General features: G+C 47.6%; 19 protein-coding genes. 11 read left to right on the top strand and 8 right to left on the bottom strand.

Annotated features, from left to right (window positions below; all coding sequences use genetic code 11):
• Positions 1-25 precede the first annotated feature (25 nt).
• The 3 genes from GOU96_RS05575 to GOU96_RS05565 all read right to left on the bottom strand — a co-directional run bounded on the left by GOU96_RS05575 (position 26) and on the right by GOU96_RS05565 (position 4,091).
• A complete protein-coding gene (locus tag GOU96_RS05575) occupies positions 26-904 on the bottom strand; it encodes a U32 family peptidase (RefSeq protein WP_267781464.1) in 879 nt (292 codons plus the stop codon).
• An 11-nt stretch (positions 905-915) separates the two neighbouring features.
• Positions 916-1,929, bottom strand: a complete 1,014-nt coding sequence (gene ubiU / locus GOU96_RS05570; protein ID WP_000421320.1) for a ubiquinone anaerobic biosynthesis protein UbiU — start codon at positions 1,927-1,929, stop codon at positions 916-918.
• Between the two features lie 107 nt (positions 1,930-2,036).
• A complete protein-coding gene (locus GOU96_RS05565) occupies positions 2,037-4,091 on the bottom strand; it encodes a bifunctional diguanylate cyclase/phosphodiesterase (RefSeq protein ID WP_001111411.1) in 2,055 nt (684 codons plus the stop codon).
• Positions 4,092-4,323: 232 nt separating this feature from the next.
• Between GOU96_RS05565 and ubiT the strand changes: the two genes are divergently transcribed.
• From ubiT to rimI, 4 genes are all read left to right on the top strand, one after another.
• Positions 4,324-4,851, top strand: a complete 528-nt coding sequence (gene ubiT, locus GOU96_RS05560; protein ID WP_000932672.1) for a ubiquinone anaerobic biosynthesis accessory factor UbiT — start codon at positions 4,324-4,326, stop codon at positions 4,849-4,851.
• A complete protein-coding gene (locus GOU96_RS05555; protein ID WP_000908540.1) occupies positions 4,835-5,338 on the top strand; it encodes a GNAT family N-acetyltransferase in 504 nt (167 codons plus the stop codon). The genes ubiT and GOU96_RS05555 overlap by 17 nt, the downstream gene beginning before the upstream one ends.
• Before the next feature lie 110 nt (positions 5,339-5,448).
• Complete coding sequence (locus GOU96_RS05550) at positions 5,449-5,856, top strand: DNA polymerase III subunit psi (RefSeq protein WP_000953211.1); 408 nt, start codon at positions 5,449-5,451, stop codon at positions 5,854-5,856.
• Positions 5,853-6,302, top strand: a complete 450-nt coding sequence (gene rimI, locus GOU96_RS05545; protein ID WP_230662646.1) for a ribosomal protein S18-alanine N-acetyltransferase — start codon at positions 5,853-5,855, stop codon at positions 6,300-6,302. The genes GOU96_RS05550 and rimI overlap by 4 nt, the downstream gene beginning before the upstream one ends.
• On the opposite strand, the gene GOU96_RS05540 is transcribed toward rimI, so the two are convergent.
• The gene (locus tag GOU96_RS05540; RefSeq protein WP_000160067.1) at positions 6,291-8,348 is read right to left on the bottom strand and encodes a putative bifunctional diguanylate cyclase/phosphodiesterase; all 2,058 of its coding nucleotides are present in this window, start codon (positions 8,346-8,348) and stop codon (positions 6,291-6,293) included. The genes rimI and GOU96_RS05540 overlap by 12 nt on opposite strands.
• A 209-nt stretch (positions 8,349-8,557) precedes the next feature.
• On the opposite strand from GOU96_RS05540, the gene prfC reads away from it, so the two are divergent.
• Entirely contained in the window at positions 8,558-10,147 is a 1,590-nt protein-coding gene (prfC, locus tag GOU96_RS05535; RefSeq protein ID WP_000108381.1) for a peptide chain release factor 3, read from the top strand.
• A gap of 104 nt (positions 10,148-10,251) precedes the next feature.
• Here prfC and srmB read toward each other — a convergent pair whose 3' ends face one another.
• Both srmB and GOU96_RS05525 read right to left on the bottom strand, forming a co-directional pair.
• Positions 10,252-11,523 carry an ATP-dependent RNA helicase SrmB gene (gene srmB, locus GOU96_RS05530; protein WP_000597952.1) on the bottom strand — a complete coding sequence of 424 codons (1,272 nt, stop codon included), beginning with the start codon at positions 11,521-11,523 and terminating at the stop codon, positions 10,252-10,254.
• A gap of 87 nt (positions 11,524-11,610) precedes the next feature.
• Entirely contained in the window at positions 11,611-12,333 is a 723-nt protein-coding gene (locus GOU96_RS05525; protein WP_000856163.1) for a tRNA1(Val) (adenine(37)-N6)-methyltransferase, read from the bottom strand.
• A gap of 308 nt (positions 12,334-12,641) precedes the next feature.
• On the opposite strand from GOU96_RS05525, the gene brnQ reads away from it, so the two are divergent.
• The 5 genes from brnQ (at position 12,642) to GOU96_RS05500 (ending at position 19,223) form a co-directional block, all read left to right on the top strand.
• Complete coding sequence (gene brnQ / locus GOU96_RS05520) at positions 12,642-13,955, top strand: branched-chain amino acid transport system II carrier protein (RefSeq protein ID WP_000815022.1); 1,314 nt, start codon at positions 12,642-12,644, stop codon at positions 13,953-13,955.
• A 169-nt stretch (positions 13,956-14,124) separates the two neighbouring features.
• Positions 14,125-15,223 (top strand): peptide chain release factor 2 gene (gene prfB / locus GOU96_RS05515; protein WP_010895430.1). Its coding sequence is split into 2 segments (ribosomal slippage): positions 14,125-14,199 and positions 14,201-15,223, totalling 1,098 coding nucleotides; the frame shifts between segments, so codons are not numbered across the junction.
• A gap of 30 nt (positions 15,224-15,253) precedes the next feature.
• On the top strand, positions 15,254-16,786 hold the full coding sequence (gene lysS / locus GOU96_RS05510) for a lysine--tRNA ligase (RefSeq protein ID WP_000128764.1): 1,533 nt from the start codon (positions 15,254-15,256) through the stop codon (positions 16,784-16,786).
• A 273-nt stretch (positions 16,787-17,059) separates the two neighbouring features.
• A complete protein-coding gene (gene vpsR / locus GOU96_RS05505; protein ID WP_000107102.1) occupies positions 17,060-18,394 on the top strand; it encodes a cyclic-di-GMP-binding transcriptional regulator VpsR in 1,335 nt (444 codons plus the stop codon).
• Positions 18,395-18,971: 577 nt separating this feature from the next.
• Entirely contained in the window at positions 18,972-19,223 is a 252-nt protein-coding gene (locus tag GOU96_RS05500; protein WP_001249919.1) for a hypothetical protein, read from the top strand.
• A 37-nt stretch (positions 19,224-19,260) separates the two neighbouring features.
• Here the strand turns inward: GOU96_RS05500 and GOU96_RS05495 are convergent, their stop codons facing one another.
• Together GOU96_RS05495 and mutH are read right to left on the bottom strand one after the other, a co-directional pair.
• Positions 19,261-20,295 carry an NADP(H)-dependent aldo-keto reductase gene (locus tag GOU96_RS05495; RefSeq protein ID WP_001200445.1) on the bottom strand — a complete coding sequence of 345 codons (1,035 nt, stop codon included), beginning with the start codon at positions 20,293-20,295 and terminating at the stop codon, positions 19,261-19,263.
• A 216-nt stretch (positions 20,296-20,511) separates the two neighbouring features.
• Positions 20,512-21,177, bottom strand: a complete 666-nt coding sequence (mutH, locus tag GOU96_RS05490) for a DNA mismatch repair endonuclease MutH (RefSeq protein WP_000801220.1) — start codon at positions 21,175-21,177, stop codon at positions 20,512-20,514.
• Positions 21,178-21,807: 630 nt separating this feature from the next.
• Here mutH and rppH point away from each other — a divergent pair.
• Positions 21,808-22,326 carry an RNA pyrophosphohydrolase gene (gene rppH, locus GOU96_RS05485; protein ID WP_001911254.1) on the top strand — a complete coding sequence of 173 codons (519 nt, stop codon included), beginning with the start codon at positions 21,808-21,810 and terminating at the stop codon, positions 22,324-22,326.
• Position 22,327: the final 1 nt, after the last annotated feature.

Raw genomic sequence — 22,327 nt, 5'->3', positions numbered from 1 at the left:
CCGATGAGCAACCCTTTGGTAAACCTTAGCTATTTTTAACGGCCAAACCAGCTAATTGATGCCAGTAACCGTTGCACTGATGGCTGGTAATCGGCTGCGGCTTCAGCCCTTGTTCATTGGCTTTGAATTGCTCAAGATGTTGGAACGTCTCAACGCCGAGTGGGCTTAAACGCACCACATCGACCAATCCGGCCATACTTGGTAAATCGTTGACCAAGTTGTAGCAGTAACCCGATTGGGTTTGAATACCATTGAGGTTAAATACCGATTGCCCCTCTTGGCTCGCGACTTGAATGCCCGTCGGGTAGCGAATACAGTAGGTCTCACATTCGTCTTTAGCGCGGTTTTCGGCGCGAGCGGTAAAGCAGCGCGCTGAATAAGCCAGTGGTAAATAGCCGTGGCTAAACACTTCTACTTCAAATTGTCCGCGAATATTGAGCTCATCACACTGCTGTAAGGTGTTGATTAGCCAGTCTCGTGACAGCTCAACTGGCATACACCAACGGATCATGCCTTGTTTTAAAAACAGCTTGAGAGTGTGTGCGTTATAGGTATTGACGGCCGGCCCGACGATAAAAGGAAGGCCTTTTTCGTGCGCCATCTGAATAGCGGAAACATCATTGGCTTCAATCGCGAAGTCACCGTTATCGATGTACTTCTTCATCACATTGATTTCACTTGGCGCTTCAAGCAGTGCCATAGTAGAAAGCACCACTTGTTTGCCAGCAGCAGAGAGGGATTTGGCAATCTCAAACCAGTGTTGTGGTTTCATTTCACGGCGCTTCGAGCAGACGGTTTCACCAAGATAAATGACATCCGCCATGCTGGCGGCGGCTTGAGTATAGAAACTTTCAACGTCCTGTTTTGGCCAGAAATAGAGTAGTGGACCTAAAGCATATTTCATGATCGTTGCCCTTATTGCCATTGACGGTGATAGGCACCGAGTGTGGTTTGGGTACCTTCTGAGACATTGGCCAGTGCCGCATTCCATTTGGGTTCGACATGGTATTGCGCAGGATTGGCTAAGTAGCGATCAATCGCGGCACGCCAAGTGCGGGTGACTTGTTCGACATATGCAGGGCTTCGTTGACGCCCCTCAATTTTTACTGAAGCCACATTGGCGGCAAACAGCTCTGGCAGCAGTGACAAGGTATTTAAACTGGTTGGCTCTTCAAGAGCGTGATAGCACTTTCGTTCACCTTCAATATCCGTGATGAAGCGCCCTTTACACAGGGTTGGATAACCTGCATTTTCCCCCGCCGCATACTTATCAATCAAAATTTCGTTCAAGCGAGATTCAAGCCCTGATTCTGTCTCTTGCCAGCGTACATATTTGGCGGGAGAGCAAGCTCCAACCGTATTAGGCGACTCACCCGTCATGTAAGAGGAGAGATAACAGCGGCCTTCCGACATGATGCACAAGCTGCCAAAAGCGAACACTTCCAGCTCGACACCTTGTGGAATATTACGCGAAAGCTGCTTCACCTGATGAATGGAAAGCACGCGCGGCAGAACGACACGTTTGACGTTAAAATTCTGATGATAAAATTCAACGGCTTTCACGTTGGTGGCTGATGCTTGCACGGAAAGGTGCAGTTCAAGGTGTGGGTAGTGGCGCGCCGCATACTCCAGCACGGCAATATCGGCAATGATCAAGGCATCAACCCCGAGATCGGCCGCTTGATCTACCGCATTAGTCCAGCGCTCGAAGCCATTAGGGTGGGCGAAGGTATTGAGTGCAATATGAATTTTTTTATGGTGGTCGTGTACGTAATCCACCGCTTTTTCGAGCTTTTTGCCGCTAAAATTAAGGCCGGCAAAGTGGCGAGCGTTGGTATCATCTTTGAAACCGATATAAACCGCATCGGCACCACAATCAATCGCTGTTTTCAGGGCCGGCAAATTTCCGGCCGGACAGAGAAGTTCCATAGCGTAAGGCTCTGAATTCAGGGAATAGTGAACGCATTTTAGGAAGGATTGAGTCTCCCCGATTTGATGTAAGGCAGGTTTCTACCAATCAGAGTTAAATTAACCCCTTAGAGGGATTTGCGATGGCGGCGATTTTGCGCAAACAACTCTTCCACTTCGTGCTTAGGTTGTGGGCGATAAAAATGGAAGCCTTGGATGGAGTGGCAATTTAGGTTGGAGAGTAAAGTGGCTTGTTGCTGAGTTTCTACCCCTTCTGCAACCACGGTCAGGTTCAGTGAGCGCCCCAAATTAATGATGTTTTCAATCACCGTGAGCTGTTTGGGTAGGGTGTCGATATTACTGATAAACGCGCGGTCGATTTTGAGCTCATCGATCGGGAAGCGGGCTAAGTAAGCCAGCGACGAGTAACCTGTACCGAAGTCATCAATCGACAAGGTGAAGCCGAGTTTCTTGATGGCATTGAGCATTTGCTGGGTATGTTCACTATCGCTCATCACCGCACTTTCGGTCAGTTCAAATGTGATGTTATTGGGATCTAGCCCGGTTGTTCGCAGTAGTTTTTCTAAATAATCAATCAGTTGAGGATTGCCAAACTGCTCGGGGGAGATGTTGATCGCCACACGTCCGGGTAAAATGCCTTGCAGCTTCCAGCGTTTGACGGTCGCGAAGACTTCACGCATAACCACGCGACCCAAATGTTCGATTAAGCCGGCTTTTTCCGCAACGGGAATAAAGGCGCCTGGGCTGATATAGCCTTCAACGGGATGTTTCCAGCGTACCAAGGCTTCTGCGCCATTGATGCTAAAATCACGCGCATTGACTTTTGGTTGGTACCACACTTCTAGGCCGTTTTGTTGTAGCGCTTTTTGCAGTTCAATTTCCAACCAAAGGCGCATCCGCGCTTCTTTGTTCATCTGATCATTGAATTTGATCAGGCGATTGCGACCGCGCTCTTTAGCCTCATACATCGCGGTATCGGCATTTTGCAGTAATACGCGAGCATCATTGCCGTCACCGGGATAACGCACGCTACCAATCGAGCAAGCTAAACGCTTACTGAAATGGTGCAGGTCAAAAGGCTGATTAATCAAAGAGATAATGCGATCGGCCAACATTTCTGCTGAGCGGTTGTGTTCTGGCTCCGGCAAGATCAAACCAAACTCATCGCCGCCCAAATGGCCAAGTACGGCTTGCTGTGGCAGTAAGCGTTTTAAACGCGCCGCCACCTCTTTAATCACTTTGTCACCGATGTGATGGCCGAGAGAGTCATTGATGTTTTTGAAGTTATCAATGTCCAGATAGAGCATTACCAAAGGCGTCTCATTTTGGATGCACTGTTCTAAGCGCTTGGTAAACCCGTGTCGGTTATACAGTCCAGTGAGGCTATCGATATGCGCATCGACTTGAGTGGTCGCAGAAAACTGTTTTGGGGCTTCATCGGCATCTTGCAATAAGATCAACTGCGATTGATTACCGAGTAAAGAGGTGCAACCTGCGTGTAACTGGATTTTCCGTTCAAACCCACACCTTGGCCCGGTCAAGCACACCAAGGGTTTTTCTGTCAGCAGCGAAGCCAACTGAGATGAAAAAACGGTTTTGGTCTTTTCATCAATAAACAGTCTGGAGAGATTTTCTCCGAGCAGTTTTTGTGCGTCGTCAAAACCAAGTAAACGTGCAGCGGAAGGGTTGGCAGAAATAATGCAGTCATTTTCCACCATCATTAAACCATCAGGCAGCAGTGTCGTGAGGAGTGCGTATTTGCTTTCTGATTCTTCCAGAGAGCGCACTAAAATCTGCTTTTCTGAGGTATCAATCGCGTGGAATACGAGGTATTGCACCCGATCGTTGATCATGATGGGGGAGAGAGAAAAGTGTAAGCTGGTTTCGAGGTCGATTTCGCTGAGGGTCAGCTCGGACTCAATATGCTCGTTGTTAAACGCACGTTCGTAAAACGGTTTGAGATGGCGATAAAAATGTTCGCCCAGAACCTGACTATCGCTCATCCCGACCATCTCTTCGCTAGAGAGACCGGCGATATCACAATAGCGCTCGTTGACCATCACGTATTGGTGTTGATCATTGAGGATTGCAAAAAAGAACGGACTGTGTGACGTAATTTTTGCAAACCAATGCTTGAGCTGAGATGAGGTTTGAGCAGGCATTTAAAATACTACCAACTGTCCGTGCGCGACGACGTTTATAATATCCCCTTTAACAGCGTATGTCGTTGGGGTATAGCGTTACCAATTCGGTAACATGATTAACTATAACTGTGATTTCCACAGTAGAAAAGGATCTTGGCCTGAAGTTATTTTTTGATACATAACAGGAATCCAGGTGCTGACATCCAGTATGATGGGCGCAGATTGACTAACAAGGTAACGGATAACGCTCGTGTTAAACAAGATTCGCACTCAACTGGTTCAGAACGCTGCTTCAATTTTGCGATCTCCAATCCACTTATTGCCCCAAAACGTTCAAAAAAAAGCCTTGCTTGATGCAATGGGTTTAGTATTCCGCGAAGCCTTACAGGACGGAGACTTCGAATTCCTCGAAGATAAATGGCTGAAAGTCGAAGTAAAAGACATGGAATTGCGCTGGTTTATCAGTTACCAAAACGACAAGTTAGTCGTCGCAGATAAACCCGTCGCTGAAGATGTGAGTTTTAGCGGAAATCTGAATGATTTGGTTTTAATCGCCGGACGTAAGGAAGATCCAGATACGCTGTTCTTCCAGCGTCGACTCTCCATTGAAGGGGATACCGAACTCGGTTTGGAAGTGAAAAACCTGATGGATAGCGTGGATCTACAACAATTGCCGAAAGCGTTACAGATTTTGCTTCACCAACTGGCCGATTTTGTGCATAAAGGGATGCAAACGCCGAATTCATCCCACGAGGTTATTAATGCTTATTCGAACTGAAGCGCCTGCTGATATTTTGGTGGTCGATCAACTGTTGAAAAACGTCTTTGCTACTGAGGCAGAGGCGGATTTAGTGATGGCGCTGCGTGAAAATGGCCAGCGCACTTTGTCACTGGTGGCTTGCGATGATGAAGGTGAGATTGTTGGGCATGTGATGTTCAGTCCTGTCACGTTAGAAGGCGAGGATCTCAACTGGCAAGGTCTTGCACCTCTCGCGGTAAAAGAAGAATACCGTCGCCAAGGCATTGGTGCCGAGTTAGTCAAAGAAGGGTTAAGCTCGCTTGGGGAGCTTGGCTATCCTGCTTGTGTGGTGCTTGGCGATCCGGCCTACTACTCACGTTTTGGCTTTGAAGATGCCGCGCGTTATTCGCTGCGTTGTGCTTGGGATGTACCGCAAGGAGCATTTCAAGTGGTGGCACTATGGGAGCGTGAGTTAGATGGTCGATGTGGAGTGATTGAATACAGCCAAGAGTTTGCGGCTTTATAAATCCAATCCATACTGAAAAGGAGCCTTTCTGCTCCTTTTTCTCTCTAGTCCTTGAGTCGTCTATCACCAGTTTGTTAGCATTGCCGCTCAGATAGGCTGCGAGTAACACCATGCTTTCTTCTTCACACTATTTGTCCGCGATGGACATTCAACAATGGGAATTGATCCATCCAGAGCGTTTGGCCGGATTTCAGCCGCGCACACAAACGCTGGATCACGATTGCCGACTCTTGTTGGTGGCCAATCAACCGCCACAAGGTGCGGAAATTCTGTTGCTGGAGAGAATTCTCAAAAGCTTTCAGCTTGAGCTGTCGATGGTGCGCTACATCGCACCGATTCAGCTCAGTCAACTTGCCTATAGTGAACTTGAGTGGATCTGGTTTGCGGGCTGCGATCCTTTATCTCATCAGGCTCAAAAACAGCTGCATTCGCCGCGGTTGAGTGACATTGATGGCAATACTCAATACCGCCGCGCGTTGTGGCAGCAAATTTGCGCTCATCAAGGAATCGCATCATGACGACTGTTTTTACTGCAATGCAACCGACCCATCTGGATGCTGTTTGGCGCATTGAATGTGCGGCGCATTCCCATCCCTGGGCGGAGTCCTTAGTGCGTGATTTAACTAGCCGTGGAGCATGCCATCAAGTCATGTTGGTGGATCAACAGGTTGTGGGGTATTTCTATGCCCAGAATATTGTTGGCGAAGTGACCTTATTGAATATTGCGATTGATCCGGCGCAGCAAGGCAAAGGTTATGGTCAGCAGCTTTTGCAGCACTTTATTGCGTTGTGTGAACAGCAAAAAGCAGAAAGCGCATGGCTAGAAGTGCGCGAAAGTAATCAGCGAGCTTTTACGCTGTATCAGCAAGCGGGGTTTAATGAAATCGATCGCCGTGTTAACTATTACCCCGTCGCAAAGGGTAAGAGTGAAGATGCGATCATCATGAGCTACCTATTTTTGTAAACTGTTTGTCGCAACGGGTAAGGTTTGAATTTTGCGATAACTGTTGCTGACAAAACGCTGCGCAATCTCTTCGGCTCGCAGCGGTTTATCAAACAGGTAGCCTTGGAATTGGTTACACCCCAGTTTTTTGAGTGCGGCCAGCTCTGAGGTGTCTTCCACCCCTTCGGCAATCACTTCTAAATTCAGTTTTCTGGCAATCGCTAAGATGGTGTCGACGATCGCTTGATCGTTATCATCAAGGTGCAGTTGATTGACAAACGAGCGGTCAATTTTCAGCACATCGACCGCAAGATGCTTGAGGTAACGCAGCGAAGAGTAGCCTGTTCCAAAGTCATCAATCGAAATACTGATTTGGCTCTCTTTCAACTTGGCCATTTTTTCTATGGCGCTCTCAACGTTTTCCAGCAGTAAGCTTTCAGTTATCTCTAATTCTATCGGCTCCCCCGTGATCCCTGCTTGGCGTAAAGCGTGGTTCACCTGCTCAATAAAAGACTCCTGGGCAAACTGTAGTGGGCTGATATTGATCGCCAAACGGCGAAAATGGGGCGGTAAAATGCCTTGTTTTTTCCACTGGGCATATTGATAACACGCTTGCTCAATGATCCAGTTGCCTATCGGTAAAATTTGTCCTGTTTCTTCTGCGATCGGCATAAAAACACCGGGAGGCAACAACCCTCGTTTAGGATGGTTCCAGCGGATCAGCGCTTCGACACCAATAATGTTGTGCTGCTCGTCGACCTGAGGTTGGTAGAAAAGCTCGAGTTGGCGCTGATTGAGCGCTTCATGCAAGCCTTTTTCAATTTCAAGGAAAGACTCCACCTGCGCCTGCATTTCCGGCTCATAGAACATGAACTTGTTACGCCCACTGGCTTTGGCGCGATACAGTGCAGTATCCGCTTGACGTAATACATCAATATTACTGCTCCCTACGGAAGGGAAAACCGAAATCCCGATACTCACGGTACAGTAGAACTGGTGATCGTCCACCGCATAAGGGTTGGAAATCAGAGTGAGTAGCTGTTTAGCCACTTCCTCAGCTTTCGCAGGCGAGAGATAAGGGATCAGCACTGCGAACTCATCGCCACCAATTCGTGCTGACAGGTAGTCGTTTTTAGTCCATGCCTCCATACGCAGCGCCACGGCTTTAATCAACTGGTCACCGATGGTATGACCGAGTGAGTCATTAATGGTTTTAAAGCGATCCAGGTCGAGATAGAACAGTACGCCAGTACTGTGTGAATTTTGCGCAGTTTCAATCGCATCACTCAATTTTTGCAGCAACAAACTGCGATTGGCGAGGCCTGTGAGGCTGTCATAATAAGCCAATTGATTGAGTTTCGATTCTGCCAGCTCTTTGCCTTTCCACATCGATTGAAACGTCGACGCGAGCTCACTGAGTTCATCGTCATGAGTAAGACGAAGAGGCAGAGGTGAGCGCTGTGTGTCATTGAGTGAGTTAACCCAAGTGATCAGCATGGTGATTGGGCGAGAGAGCTTTTGGTAGAAAAACAGCAGTAAAATGGTCGTCAATAGCGTATTTCGTAATAGGTCGAAGAGCAGTACGCGAGTGGTTTTGGCGATGAACACTTTGGCTATTGACGAGCCATCGATATAGAAGCTCAGTTTGCCGACCACCACGTTGGAGTTAGGCTGATGCAGCTCGGCACTAAACACGGAAACCGCAGGGGTAAGATAACTGGCGAGTACACTGACTAATTGACTCTGTTCACTGATTGCTTTTTCTTTACGGGTCATCACATCGCCAAAGTCATCCACAATCTCCACTTTGAAGATGCCAGGGTCGAGCATCAAGGTGGTGGCAACTTGCTCGGCGAGTAGATTATTAAGATGGTAAGCCGCCTGACTGGCGTTTTCATAACTCTGCACCAATTTAAAGTTATAGTGCTCCTGCACCTTGCTCTGCTCTTGGTGCAGATCGGACAAGGTGTGGTAAAAACTAAAACAGAGTCCCAACAGTACAGAGACTAAAAACACGCTTTTGGCTTGCTTAAAGGCCAAAGAATGAATCTTGCGAAATTTGGTCATAGGCCCGACTTCATTTTTTTCTACTCTCTACAGTTATAGTCCAAATTTATTGATAAATTAATTAAAACTGCCATGAGAAAATATGAATTCACTCATTGAATACAGTGAAGTTGCTCCCTGCGCCAAGATAGGGGAGAATACCGCGCAAATTTGAACCGAAACGCTCGCTAGCTTATGTTGGGCTGATTGAGCACAAAGAGAACTTGTTGATGTCAACTACACCCTATTTCGGCGAAGTATCAAAGCGCCGTACTTTCGCGATCATCTCGCACCCTGACGCGGGTAAAACCACGATTACTGAAAAAGTCCTGCTTTTCGGACGTGCGATCCAAGTAGCCGGCACGGTAAAAGGCCGTGGCTCAAATCAGCATGCAAAATCCGACTGGATGGAAATGGAAAAAGAGCGTGGTATTTCGGTGACCACTTCTGTTATGCAATTCCCGTACGGCGATTGTCTGGTGAACCTTTTGGATACTCCGGGACACGAAGACTTCTCGGAAGATACTTATCGTACCCTGACCGCAGTTGACTCTTGTTTGATGGTGATTGATGCGGCGAAAGGGGTTGAAGATCGTACCCGTAAGTTGATGGAAGTGACCCGTCTGCGTGATACGCCGATCGTGACCTTCATGAACAAACTTGACCGTGAAATCCGTGACCCGATGGAGTTGATGGATGAAGTGGAAAATGAGCTGAAAATTGCTTGTTCGCCGATCACATGGCCAATCGGTTGTGGTAAAGAGTTTAAAGGTGTTTACCACATTCATCGTGATGAAACCATTTTGTACACTTCAGGCCAAGGCCACACCATCCAAGAAGAACGCATTATCAAAGGTTTGGATAACCCTGAGCTGGATCAAGCAGTCGGTGCTGATTTAGCGGCGCAGCTGCGTGAAGAGTTAGAATTGGTACTCGGCGCGTCACATGAGTTTGATCGTGAGTTGTTCCTGCAAGGCGAACTGACTCCGGTATTCTTTGGTACAGCACTGGGTAACTTTGGGGTTGACCATATGCTGGACGGCCTGACCCAATGGGCACCATCACCTATGCCTCGTCAGGCGGCTGAGCGTGTGGTTGAGGCGAGCGAAGAGAAATTCACTGGCTTCGTGTTTAAAATTCAAGCCAACATGGATCCTAAACACCGCGACCGGATTGCTTTCGTGCGTATTGTATCGGGCACCTACAAGCAAGGCATGAAGATGAACCATGTGCGCCTTGGTAAGCAGGTTAATATTTCTGATGCGGTAACCTTTATGGCGGGCGACCGTGCACGCGCAGAAGAGGCATTTGCTGGCGATATTATCGGCCTGCATAACCACGGCACGATCCAGATTGGCGATACTTTTACCCAAGGTGAAACGCTGAAATTTACTGGTATTCCGAACTTCGCGCCTGAACTGTTCCGCCGTATTCGTCTGCGTGACCCACTCAAGCAAAAGCAACTGCTGAAAGGCTTAGTACAGCTTTCGGAAGAGGGGGCGGTGCAGGTTTTCCGTCCGCTCCAAAACAACGACCTCATCGTGGGTGCGGTGGGGGTACTGCAGTTTGATGTGGTGGTATCGCGTCTGAAATCGGAATACAACGTTGAAGCCATCTATGAAGGCGTTAACGTTGCGACCGCGCGTTGGGTTGAGTGTGACGATGTGAAGAAGTTTGAAGAGTTCAAACGTAAAAACCAGAGCAACCTTGCGCTGGATGGGGGCGATAATCTTGCGTATATCGCACCCACCATGGTGAATTTGAACTTGGCGCAGGAGCGTTCACCTGAGGTGAAATTCCGCGCGACTCGTGAACATTAAGGATTAACAGAAACGCGCGCTCAATTTAGTGCGCGTTGCTCGAACCAAATAAAAAAGCCGATGAAAATTCATCGGCTTTTTCGTAACTGGATTGCCTATCTTACTTAGGCTTTGGTCGCGGCTTTCTTCTTGGTCGCTTTTGCTTTTGGCTTGCTGGTGGTTTTCTTTTTCACCGCGCCTTTATCTGCGGTTTTCTTGCTGTCTTTTTTCTTTTTCTTAAACACAGGCTTTTTGTGCTTAGGGCGTAAACCATCAATAAAGCGCTCTTTAACTTCTTCTTTGATGTAACGTTCAACACGCGCCATCATCGGCTGGTCGTGCGCTTCAACCAGTGAAATAGCAATACCTTTTTTCCCTGCACGTCCGGTGCGACCAATACGGTGTAGGTAAACGTCAGCACTGCGTGGCAAGTCAAAGTTGATCACATGGCTGATGTCTGGCACATCAATACCACGCGCCGCCACATCGGTAGCCAGCAGAATATTGACATCGCCTTCACGGAAACGGCTGATCGCATTGTTACGGCGATCTTGCGGCATTTCACCTTGAATCCAAGCACAAGGGATCTGGGCTTTCTCCAGCTCAGCACGCAGGTCTGCGAGACGCTCACGAGTTTTCAAAAACACGATAGAACGTTCAGCTTGCTCGGTTAGGATCTTTTTCAGCAGCTCCACTTTGTGAGGCATATCATCGGCGCGGTGGTACCACTGCGAAATTTTCTTACGCTCACGACGGGGTGGCTCGGCATCGACATGGGCGGGATCTTTTAACAGATCGGCAGTAAAGCCTTCCACACCGCGGCCTTCTAAAGTCGCAGAGAAGAGCAGTGTCTGTTTACGCCAGCGACACTCGGTTGAAAGACGGTCAACGGTTGGGCCAAAACCCATGTCCAACATGCGGTCCGCTTCATCGAGGATCAGCCACTCAATCGCACGACAATCAAAGCGCTCGGCGTCAATGTATTCCAGCAGACGTCCTGGTGTGGCGACCACGATATCTTGAGTCGTGGCCAGAATATCGGCGTGCTCTTGGTACTGAACACCACCGGTAATGGTGAAAATGTTCAGACGAGTATTTTTGGCCAGCGCCTGTGCTTGTTCAGCCACTTGCATCGCCAGTTCACGAGTCGGAGTGAGGATCAAAATCCGCGCAGGACCCGCTTTACGGCGTGGGAAATCGAGCAAATATTGCAGCGCTGGGATCACGAAAGCCGCCGTTTTACCCGTGCCTGTTGGGGCTGAGGCTAAGACATCGCGACCATCCAGTGCTTGCGGGATTGCTTCAGCCTGAACTTGGGTTGGGCGGCTAAAGCCCATTTCTTCGATCGCTTCAAGCAAAATTGGATCGAGTTCGAGGTCGGCAAAGGTTTTAATCACAAATAATTACTCCACAAGCGTTGAAAGGCTCTGTCTTAAAACAGGGCGCACATTATAGATGGATCACGCTTTAGATCACATCTTTAATTACGACATCTTCAGATAAAAATCGCGAGTTAACTGACAAAACGCCTCACTGTAACCTTGCTGCTCACGGATCACCAGTCTTGTCTCTACTGGTAAACAAGGGGATAGGTGCAGCTCGAATAATAGACGATGCACAGGTTTTTCCGTGGTTGGTTGAACCTGACAATAGCGACCCACAAAGAGTCCAGCTTGTTTGGCTAGGGCGATGAAATCTTCACCTTCCGCTTTAGGTAGAATAAAACTCGCTACGCCATCGGGTTCGAGGAGCTGAGGTAAGCGCTCAATCAAGGCTTGGTGCTGCAAGCTGATGGTGTGGCGTGCCGTCGCTCTGACTTGGTGTTGAGCGGTTTCTCCGCTGTTGAAATAAGGTGGGTTACAAATGATCGCGGCAAAGCGTTTGCTGGGCAGCCAGTGCAGAATATCGGCATGTTGGCATTCGATGCGTTCAGCCCAAGGACTCTGCTGGCGATTGTGCTCTGCCGCTTGATACGCACTTTGCTCAATATCCAAAGCGGTGATGTGGGCATGAGGGAAGCGCTGCGCGCACATTAAACTCAAAAGCCCTGTACCACAGCCAATATCTAAAATCGTCGTTGGAGAGAGGCTAAATGCCCAGCTACCGAGTAAAACGCCATCGGTACTGATTGGCATGCCGCATGTGCCCTCTTCTATAGAGAATTGTTTAAAGCGAAAGCTTTTATTGATTAATTTATTGGTTTTCATCGAGATTCTAGGTCAAACCAGAGTTAAGCGAAAAGCTCTCTTCTGAAGATGGTTAGTAATATTTTATTCTGTTGATTGGTGAAATAATGAGCTTATAAAGCAGGTCGTAATTCTGCATTTTTACAGTCAGCTAGCATATGACACTGCATAATTGTTGTGATTATAAATTATTGTTGTGTTTTTTGCTTTGCGGTTGCGAAATACAAGCGCATTCGTCATTATTCGGCCATAAGCCGCTTGGTATCACATTTTTCTAAGCAGCGAAATGCATACACAACATTCATTACTTTAATAAATAAGGGTTATCTGTGAAGCAGACGTTAAAACTAGCAGATATTTTAGCTTTGGGCTTTATGCTGTTCGCCTTCTTCTTAGGCGCAGGCAATATCATTTTTCCACCTCTCGCTGGCCAGTTGGCGGGTGAGAACATTACTCCTGCCATGTTCGGCTTTTTGCTGACCGCTGTGGGTTTGCCGCTGATCACTATCATCGCGATTGCCGTTGCGGGTGGTAGCTGGGAGCATCTCACCAAAGATCTGCCTGTAAAAGCTTCTGTGCTGATGGCTGCACTGATTCTGATCGTCATTGGTCCTGCATTTGCAGCTCCTCGTACGGGTCTGGTGGCTTACGAAATGGCAGTAAAACCATTTTTTGCAGAGAGCACTCAATCTTATCTCACGCTTTTCTCTGTGCTGTTTTTTGCTGTTGCGATGTTCTTCTCATGGTCGCAAGGCAAACTGGTTGATTTGATTGGTAAACTGCTGACACCTGCGCTCTTTATCGGTCTGATTATCCTTGCGCTGGGCGTGTTTATGAACCCACAAGGCGAGATGATTGCTGCGCAAGGTGAGTACCTAAGCCAACCTCTGACCAAAGGCTTCTTGGAAGGCTATAACACCATGGATACGTTTGCGTCACTGATGTTTGGTATCTTGATTGTCGATGCACTGCGTAGCAAAGGGATTACCGATCGTGCGGCGACTACCCGTTATCTGATCACTTCAGCGGTGATTGCGGCAATTGGTTTGGCGTTGGTTTACGGCTCGCTCTTCTATCTTGGTGCAACCAGCTCAAGTGTGGCGGCGGGGGCTAACAACGGCGGCGCGATTTTAAGCCAATACGTACAAGCTCTCTTTGGTAGCTATGGTCAGTTGGTTCTCTCGGTTATCGTTATGCTGGCTTGTTTGACCACGGCGGTTGGCTTGATTTCAGCGTGTTCTGATTTCTTCAGCAAACACACGTCGCTATCTTACAAACAGTGGGTAGTGATTAATGGTGTAGCGTGTGGCGTTGTGGCGAACGTTGGTTTGGCGCAGCTCATCACACTCTCGATTCCTGTACTGTTTGCTCTGTACCCTGTGGCGATTGCTCTGGTCGCATTGACTTTCGTGCGTCACAAACTGCCAAACCCACGGGTAGCATACCGTGCTGTGCTGTCCGTTTCTCTGCTGGTGGCGTTACTGGATGCGGCAAAAGTTGCGGGCTTTGATGTTTCAGCGTTCAGCTTCCTACCTTTCTTTGAGTACGGTATGGGCTGGTTGCTACCGACTTGCGCTGCGATGATCTGCATGTTCTTTATTCCTTCAGCATCATCCCCTGTTCTAGAAGAAGAGCTAGCATAACGCTCTTCAATAGCAGATTAAGCGGGAGCCATGGCTTCCGCTTTTTTATAGGGATCTTTTGCGGTTTATTCTGTTTACTAAGGCGGGATAACGTATTTTTTCCTGTATCTTCATCACATTTTTCAGTAGAATTCCGCGGTTAATTTCTATTCATAACCCGTAAGCCAACATGTTTGAAATCAATCCTATTAAAAACCGCCTGCAGGATGTGTCTGAACGCACAAATATCCTGAGGGGGTATCTTTGACTATGACGCCAAGAAAGAGCGTCTTGAAGAAGTCAATGCCGAATTAGAACAACCTGATGTCTGGACCCAACCTGAGCGTGCGCAAGCCCTCGGTAAAGAGCGTTCAGCACTTGAAGCGGTTGTGGATACCATAGATCAACTGGATCGTGGTGTCGACGATGTCGAAGGTCTACTAGAACTGGCCATCGAAGCGGAAGATCAAGAAACGTTTGATGAAATTGGTCCTGAATTGGATGAGCTAGAAGCGAAACTTGAACAGCTCGAATTCCGCCGCATGTTCTCTGGCGATCACGATTCTTCCGATTGCTACCTTGACCTACAAGCCGGTTCTGGCGGTACAGAAGCGCAAGATTGGACGTCGATGCTGCTGCGCATGTACTTGCGCTGGGCAGATGCTAAAGGCTTTAAAACCGAAGTGATTGAAGTGTCGGAAGGCGACGTAGCAGGATTGAAATCTGCGACAGTGCGTATCATTGGTGATTACGCTTATGGTTGGCTACGTACCGAAACCGGTGTACACCGTTTAGTGCGTAAATCACCGTTCGATTCAGGTGGCCGCCGTCATACGTCGTTTGCTTCGGCGTTTATCTACCCTGAAGTAGATGAAAACATAGATATCGAAATTAACCCTGCCGATCTGCGTATAGACGTGTATCGTGCTTCTGGTGCCGGTGGTCAGCACGTTAACACCACCGAATCGGCGGTACGTATCACTCACGTACCGACCAATACGGTCGTGCAGTGTCAAAACGATCGCTCACAGCACAAAAACAAAGACCAAGCGATGAAGCAACTTCGCGCCAAACTGTTTGAATTGGAGCTGCAAAAGCAGAACGCCGAGAAACAGGCTAACGAAGATGCTAAATCCGACATTGGTTGGGGTAGCCAAATCCGTTCTTACGTGTTGGATGATTCACGAATCAAGGATTTACGTACAGGTATTGAAAACCGCAACACGCAAGCGGTACTCGATGGTGACTTAGACAAATTTATCGAAGCTAGCCTGAAATCAGGCCTGTAAGCTTTTTACCGACAAACAAGGTACATGCAAATGACTGATGCTGTTCAAAACGAGATTAATCAAGAGCAAATCGCGCAAGAAGAAAACAAACTGATTGCAGAGCGTCGCAGCAAGTTGGATCACATCCGCAAGAACTGTAAAGCAAACGGGCACCCAAACTCGTTCCGTCGCGACAGCCTAGCGGGTGATCTGCAGAAGAAGTTCGGTGAAAAGAGTAAGGAAGAACTGGAAGCGCTCAATCACGTGGTGTCTATCGCTGGTCGTGTGATGGCAAAACGTGGCCCATTCTTGGTGATTCAAGAAACCTCTGGCCGCATTCAGGCTTATGCATCGAAAGAAGTGCAACAAGAGCTGAAAGATAAATACCAAGGTTTGGATATCGGTGACATCATCGGTGTGCAAGGTGCCCTGCACAAATCCGGTAAAGGCGATTTGTACGTCAACATGGAGCAATTCCAACTGCTGACCAAAGCACTGCGCCCGCTGCCAGAGAAATTCCACGGTCTGACTGACCAAGAAATGCGTTACCGCCAGCGTTACGTTGACCTGATCGTCAACGAAAATTCTCGTAACGCTTTCATTGTACGTTCTAAGGTGATGTCAGCCATTCGTAACTTCATGATCTCAAAACAGTTCATGGAAGTGGAAACGCCGATGATGCACGTGATCCCTGGTGGTGCGAGTGCGCGCCCATTTATCACGCACCACAACGCGCTCGACATGCCGATGTACTTACGTATCGCGCCTGAGCTGTACCTGAAGCGTCTGGTTGTCGGTGGTTTTGATCGTGTATTCGAAATCAACCGTAACTTCCGTAACGAAGGTCTTTCTCCACGTCACAACCCAGAATTCACCATGATGGAATTCTATATGGCGTACGCGGACTACAAAGATCTGATGGATCTGACGGAAGAGCTGCTCAGCTCTGTAGCGTTAGAAGTTCTCGGTTCAACCTCCATGCCTTACGGTGAGCATACCGTTGAATTTGGTGGTAAATACGCGCGTATGAGCATGTTTGATGCGATCAAGCACTACAACCCAAATCACGCGCAGATCCAAGCTCTGACCGAAGAAGACATCCAAAACCGTGACCTCATGGTTTCTATCGCGAAATCCGTTCACGTTGATGTGGAGCCTTTCTGGACCTGTGGTCAGCTTCTCGAAGAGATCTTTGGTGAAACGGCTGAGCCGAAACTGATGCAGCCAACTTTCATCACTGGCTACCCAGCAGATATCTCTCCACTGGCACGTCGTAGCGATGACAACCCGTTCTTCACTGACCGCTTTGAGTTCTTCATCGGTGGCCGTGAAGTGGCAAACGGCTTCTCAGAGCTGAACGATGCTGAAGACCAAGATGCGCGTTTCAAAGCCCAAGTGGAAGCGAAAGAGTCTGGTGATGATGAAGCCATGTTCTATGATGCCGACTACATTACCGCTTTAGAGCACGGCTTACCGCCAACAGCGGGTCAAGGTATTGGTATTGATCGTCTGGTTATGCTCCTGACCAATACTCACACTATCCGTGATGTGATTTTGTTCCCAGCGATGCGCCCTCAGCAATAATCACTGTAGATTGATTAAAAAGCCGCTCTATTGAGCGGCTTTTTTTATTTCCTCAAGAAATAATCGTGCCAAGTCGGTGCAATGTAAGTCATTCTTTTTACTGAATTATGACTTTCTCCCATAAGTTGATTAGAAAAATGGGCATTTGTTGGCTAGTCTTATCTGTGAGACAGATTCTAGTGCAAAGTCTCGCTAATGTAACGTCCGTAACCATGTAGTGGGTGCGAATAGAATAATCCGCATCGTAACAATAAAAATAAGGAATATAGGTTCATGAGCACTCAATTCCGTATGGATTCAGTACCTGGCTCTCTTGTTGTGGTGGGAGGTACCTATGAACCCTGGCTGGCTGTGTTGGAAAAAGTGGGTTGGCGCTGTACTCAAGTAGCAGATTTGCGCAAAGCCGATGCGTTATTTGTCGAGACTGGGCCATGTATTGGTATTGTGGATTTAAGCCATGATGAATTTAGCCTTAACGGGATTGCGAATTTGGTGAGTAGCCATAAGCAAGTCCGTTGGCTGGCGTTCATTCGTGAGGCGCAGCTCAGTTCAGATACCATTTGCCAATTTATCGTTAACTTCTGTATCGACTTTTTTACTGCGCCGATCCCTGATGCTCAGTTGTTGAGCACCATTGGTCACCAACTTGGCATGCTGAAGTTGGAAAAGAAAGTGTGGCCACATTTTGGCTCGGCCGGCAACATGGGCTTGATTGGGGAATCTATGCCTATGAAGCGTTTGCGCGATCAGATCAAACGCATTGGCCCGACCGATGTCAGTATTTTGATCTATGGCGAAAGTGGTACTGGGAAAGAAACGGTGGCTAAGGCGATTCACAAAACATCGTCGCGTGCACAAAAACCTTTCATTTCAGTTAATTGCCGAGCTATGTCAGAAAAGCGCCTTGAAAGCGAGCTGTTTGGTCTTGGCGAAACGGAGGAAGGCCAACAACCCTTTTTGCTGCAAGCGGATGGTGGCACACTGCTGCTAAACGATATTTTGACCTTGCCTAAAAGCCAACAGTTGAACCTACTGCGTTTCTTACAAGAAGGGACTGTGGAGACGCGCCAAGGGGTTCGCGCAGTCGATGTGCGTATTTTGGCCGCCAATTCGTCAGACATAGAAAAAGCGCTGATCGATGGTGATTTTAACGAAGAGTTGTACCACTACATTAACGTATTGCGGATTAATGTGCCTAGTTTGAAAGAGCGCGCATCGGATATCGTGCTACTGGCTAAACACTTTTTGCAAGAATACTCCAAAGAGTACAACGCTCAGGCGCGTAGCTTCTCTGATGATGCCGTACGTGGGTTAACTCGCTACCATTGGCCGGGTAATGTGCGTGAGCTGATGAACCAGATCAAGCGTGTGGTATTAATGTCAGATACTGTGGTGCTGGATGAATCTCAGCTCGATCTTCCCAAGCGCAGCGATGGCCGTCGCAGCCTGAAAAGCATTCGGGAACGCTCCGAGCGTGATGCACTGCTGCTGGTGTTGGAGTCGCACTCTGGGCAAGTTTCAACGGCAGCCAAAGAGCTGGGAGTATCGCGTGCAACCATGTATCGCTTACTGAATAAACACAACTTGATCACCGATGAAAACTTCTAAGTTTTGCTGATTTACCTTGTACTCATGTTCAGCCACTTGGTTAAGTGGCTGAATTTTTTGTAGTACAGACTGATTTTGAGACGTCTTTCTGCAGCGAATTTCAGTGTTATGGCTTATTGCGAGTATCAATCTTTGGATGCATATGCCGCCTTGTGTTTATTCCTTGGCTGAATATGTTATTCATAAACGCGATAAAAACTCTGACTTAGCGAAAAACGCTGTTTTTTCGAGCATGTGTAATAAGATGTTGAATATTGTTACCTGAGTTGTTTAGAATTTAATCGTAAGTTTCACTTACTCAATATCACCTTTCTTTTGGATTAATTGACTTTGCTTGGAGGCGCATCATGGCACATTTCGTATCTGCATCATTGTTTTGCGCTTCTGATCTTGATTCAACCCAAACCGCACTCCGAGATTTTCCCGTGTGCGCAATGGGCAATGATTTGAGCAAAGATCACTGAATTAATCCGTAACCTCTTATTAGGCTGCGGAAAATGGCAGCTGAGTAGGAGTGTCTTCTGACTTTTCCCTTTCGATCGTCATTTTCCCCAGCAAAACCACTGGAGAAAATACCATGCGTCAATCTATTTACTTACAATTAGCTGTGTTACTGGTTCGTGCTGAGCTGCGCCGTGAGGAGCGAGTGTGGAAGCGTAAAGTGCGCAGAAGTAGTTACCATCTACCTTGGAATAATCCGCATTTGTTGCGTGATATTGGCTTGGAAACGGATGGTCGTCCAATCGGCTTGAGTTTACCGGATGCTGTTGTCGCGGAACGCCGTGTGAGACATATTCGCCGAGTGTTAGCTGCGCGAATACCGACGTAATGCTAAGGGGCTGGTCTGTGCACCAGCCCCCACATCACTAAGGACAGGGATTGGAATAAGTGGTTCCAATCTCCTGAATTTTTTGCAGAAGTTCTGCATTTAATGAAATATCCAAACTATCCAAATTCGATTTTAACTGCTCCATCGTTGTGGCTCCGATAATATTCGAGGCCACAAATGGGCGCTGATTAACAAACGCCAGTGCCATTTGCGCAGGATCGAGCCCAAATTGCTGGGCTAATGCGACATAGGCTTCTGTTGCAAGAATGCCTTGTTCTGTAAAGTAGCGTGAGAAGCGTTGATGCAGTGTACAACGCGCACCCGCAGGACGAGCACCATTGAGATATTTACCACTTAAAGCACCAAAGGCGAGTGGCGAGTAAGCGAGTAGCTTAACGCCCTCCAGATGACTTATTTCGGCAAGTCCCACCTCAAAACTGCGGTTGAGCAGATTATAAGGGTTCTGGATCGAGACAATTCTTGGCAGTTCATGCTTTTCTGCAAGACGCAGGTAGCTCATCACTCCCCACGGCGTTTCATTAGAGACTCCGATATAACGCACTTTACCCATGCGCACCAAATCATTGAGCGCTTCCAGTGTTTCAATCAGCGTTACTTCTTCTTGCTTGTCTGGATAAGGGTAGTTGAGCTGACCGAAAGTATTGGTTTGGCGCTGCGGCCAGTGAAGTTGATACAGGTCGATATAATCCGTTTGCAGACGACGTAGGCTATCATCGACCGCTTGATGGATATTGCGATGATCGAGCGCCATTTTGTCGCGAATGTAAGGCACATTGCGTGGACCAGCGACTTTGGTGGCGAGCACGATTTTCTCTCGCTTACCGGATTTAGTCAGCCAATTGCCAATAAACTCTTCGGTTTTACCTTGTGTTTGTGCCGTTGGCGGAACCGGATACATCTCCGCCGTATCGATAAAATTCACTCCACGCTCGAGAGCATAATCGAGCTGTTGAAAGGCATCAGCTTGCGAATTCTGTTCACCAAACGTCATGGTACCTAAACAGATCTTGCTGATTTCGAGGCTGGAATGAGGCAGCTTGGTATATTGCATAACACTTCCTTGTCTTAGAGCCAAAGAACGAATGATATTCCCTTGTATTGGAAGTTGAAGCCGAGTGATGGCGGCGACTTTGTTACATTCGGAATAAGAAAAATCACAGAGGTTTGCGCTGTCGCCACAAATAGAACCCAGTCACGAGGGAGACAGTTTTTTCACTATAAGCGAGTCACGACACTGCGAAAACAAAAAAGATCGTTGTGACGATAACTAGGCGTAATAGCGCTGCAGAATTTGCGCAGTAAATTGGGTACGCAGATAAAAACCACGTGGCAGGGTTTTGATTGGGCGTCCGTTGGCTCCATAGGCTTCAGTGAGCGCCCGACCATTGGCGGCTTTAGGGCGCAGTTGCAGCACTTCACCGTGTTTAGCGGTAATTTGTGCCACTTTACCCAGCACAATCAATTCCATTAACTCTTCCCAGTCCGCTTTGAGCTGCGCTTCTTCTTCGGGAGAAGGGCTCCACAGCAAAGGAGAGCCCACACAGCGCTCAGCGAGCGGGATTTCTCGCTCACCTTGTACCGGGATCCAGAGCACTTTAGAGAGCTTATTGCGCACATGACTTTGCTCCCATGTTAAGCCATGAACTCCGGTGAGTGGGGCGACGCAAACGAAAGTGGTCTCCAACGGTTTTCCGGTGTAACTGATGGGAATGCTCTTTAACTCAATCCCAAGATGTTCAAAATCTTGTTGTGGACGACTGCCTGCTGTCGCCCCTAAGTGCCATTCCAGTAACTGGCCTACCCAGCCTTTGTCTTTACGCAGATCTGGCGGTACGGTCATGCCTGCTTCATCGGCGAGTTCAGCAAAACTCAGCCCTGCAATTTGTTGGGCTCGCGTGAGTAATTCTTGTTGAGTCGTCGGTGCTGGTTTCATAAAGGCTTTCGGTTTGGATAATCACAGTGGGGATTGTACTGATTTTGCTTGCGCTTGCCATGGATGAACGATTTTTGATGCTTGAAATGAGATTAAGAGGTCTATTGATGAGGTTATCCACAGCTTTATTTTGTTGGCTTGAGAGTCGGCTAAGGTATGGATCAATAAACAGTACCCAGAGAGGGCCTACTGAGATTGGATTGATGCTTCTCTCGACGATTGAGCACTCACAAAGGTGTAAGGATGACGAATTGATGGATCTTTAACCTTCTGGTGAGGATCTTTATGTAGTCTGATAGGTTAAGTTTTTGATTATGGAATGATTTGATTTAACCTTTTGTTTTTCAGTTGTTTTTTGTTGTTTTTCTTTCTGGTTGTTAGATTGGTCATTGTTGATAAATGCCTTTTTTTACACAGCCCCCAAGTTTCTTCACACGGTTATTCACAGAAAACGTGAATAAATGCGCGGTATGTCTCATAAAATTGTTGATAACTTAGATCTGGCACAGAACTTATCCTTTTTTATCCCATTTACTAATAAATATCGGGCTAATCACAATAGTAAGTTTGCTCCGCTTGGGGATATGTGGAAAAATCAACGCAATTAAAGAATTTACTAGAGGTTTGCCAGTGATCGATGGCGATGGTTACCGGCTAAATGTCGGGATTGTGATTTGTAACAACCATGGTCAGGTTTTCTGGGCGAAACGATACGGGCAACATTCATGGCAGTTCCCTCAGGGTGGAATCGATGATGGAGAATCTCCAGAGCAAGCCATGTTCCGTGAGCTATACGAAGAGGTTGGGTTAACCAAAAAAGACGTCAAAGTGATTGCAACCAGTCGTCATTGGCTGCGTTATAAGTTACCAAAACGTTTGGTACGTTGGGATTCTCAACCTGTCTGTATCGGACAAAAACAGAAATGGTTCTTGCTGCGTTTGGAATGTGATGAGTCGAAAATCAACATGCAACGCGGCAGTTCCCCTGAGTTTGATGGTTGGCGCTGGGTAAGCTACTGGTATCCGGTTAGGCAAGTGGTGTCGTTTAAGCGTGATGTTTATCGCCGCGCAATGAAAGAGTTCGCCTCATTAGCGATGCCATTTAAAGAACGGAAAGTGAAGGGCAAACGCAACACTCACAGAGGTTAAG

The organism is Vibrio sp. R-1 (assembly GCF_035615595.1).
Classification (GTDB): Bacteria; Pseudomonadota; Gammaproteobacteria; order Enterobacterales; family Vibrionaceae; genus Vibrio; species Vibrio cholerae.
This window is presented reverse-complemented; position numbering and strand designations above follow the sequence as displayed.